At 52.4% G+C, this 1,425-nt stretch carries 1 protein-coding gene; it reads left to right on the top strand.

Annotated elements, in window-relative coordinates:
* The first annotated feature begins 25 nt into the window (after positions 1 to 25).
* Positions 26 to 1,405 carry an IS4 family transposase gene (locus ACO0LG_RS29485; protein ID WP_423032172.1) on the top strand — a complete coding sequence of 460 codons (1,380 nt, stop codon included), beginning with the start codon at positions 26 to 28 and terminating at the stop codon, positions 1,403 to 1,405.
* The last annotated feature ends 20 nt before the right edge of the window (positions 1,406 to 1,425 follow it).

The raw sequence follows: 1,425 nt of genomic DNA, 5'->3' as shown, positions 1-1,425 counted from the left end.
TCGTGAAAATAATTAAAATCCCTGAATGGACATTGACGAAGACCAGGAGGATTGCGACTGGGCCGAAAATGAATTGGGCTTAGTGCAACTTGGCGACAAACGTCTGACATCACGCTTAGTATTGCTGGCGCGTACGCTCGCCCGCAAACCTGACTCTTCCCTACCTCAGGCGCTACCAAAATGGGGGGACCTGAAAGCGGCATATCGATTCTTTGATAATGTAAAAGCGGTTCCTGAACATATTCTTGCGGGACATGTCGACGCCACTTGGTCGCGTGCGCATCAAGTGCCGATTGTTCTCGCAGTCCAAGATACGACCTATCTTGACTGGACAAATCATCCAGCCACAGCGGGGCTTGGTGCGCTGGGTAACTACTGGGGTCGGGGTGTAGTTTGCCATAGCACATTGGCAGTGACACCAGAGCGATTACCACTAGGTCTGCTGGCGCAACGAAATTGGGTACGCGACGAAGCGACATACGGTGCGCTGGCATCACGTAAGAAACGCTCCATCAAAAATAAGGAGAGTATTCGCTGGCTCGAAAGTGTCGAGGCCTTGGCTACTGCGCGTGAGGCTGCACCACAAACAAGCTTCATCAGTGTGGGTGACCGGGAAGCGGATATGTATGAACTATTTGCCATGGAGCGCGCCGTTGGGGTGGAATTGCTGGTACGAGCTGCCTGGAATCGTGCTGTCGACAGTAGTCATCACTATTTGTGGGAAACACTGCGTGCAGCGCCCCGGATGGGAACGGTACAGATTACGGTGCCACGACATCCTGGCGCTCCTGCGCGCCAATGTACGCTCGCACTTCGTAGCATTCCGGTACGGATCAAACCACCGCATGACAAAAAGCGGCTTGGAGACATTAGCGTGTGGGCCATTCTGGCTAGCGAGGAAACCCCGTCATACGAGGGTGCGATTGAATGGATGTTGCTCACGACAGTACCCACACTCACTATTGACGATGCTATCGAACGGGTACATTGGTACACTTGCCGATGGACCATTGAAGTATGGCATCGGGTATTAAAGTCGGGCTGCCGTATCGAATCACGTCAACTGGAAACAGTTGAGCGATTGGCTGTAGCCCTGACGCTTTACTCCATAGTCGCATGGCGTATTCTGTATGCAACGATGCTAGCCCGGATTGATCCAGATTTACCGTGCACTGTCTTGCTCAGTGACGAAGAATGGCAAGCTCTGTATTGCAACACCAAGCGTGTGTCAAACCCTATTGCAACGCCCCCTTCCCTAGCGGAAGTCATCTTGTGGATTGCCAAACTAGGGGGATTCTTGGCACGTAAAGGCGACGGCGCACCTGGCCCTCAAGTTTTATGGCGCGGATTCCAACACCTGCCACATATCACCGACATGTTTCTAATCATGCGGAGCAATAAGTAATATGTGGGTAATGATCAGCC

Source organism: Undibacterium sp. Ji42W, assembly GCF_049340405.1.
Taxonomy (GTDB): Bacteria; Pseudomonadota; Gammaproteobacteria; order Burkholderiales; family Burkholderiaceae_D; genus Undibacterium.
The sequence above is the reverse complement of the archived record's forward strand: the minus strand, read 5'-3'. Positions and strand labels throughout refer to the sequence as shown.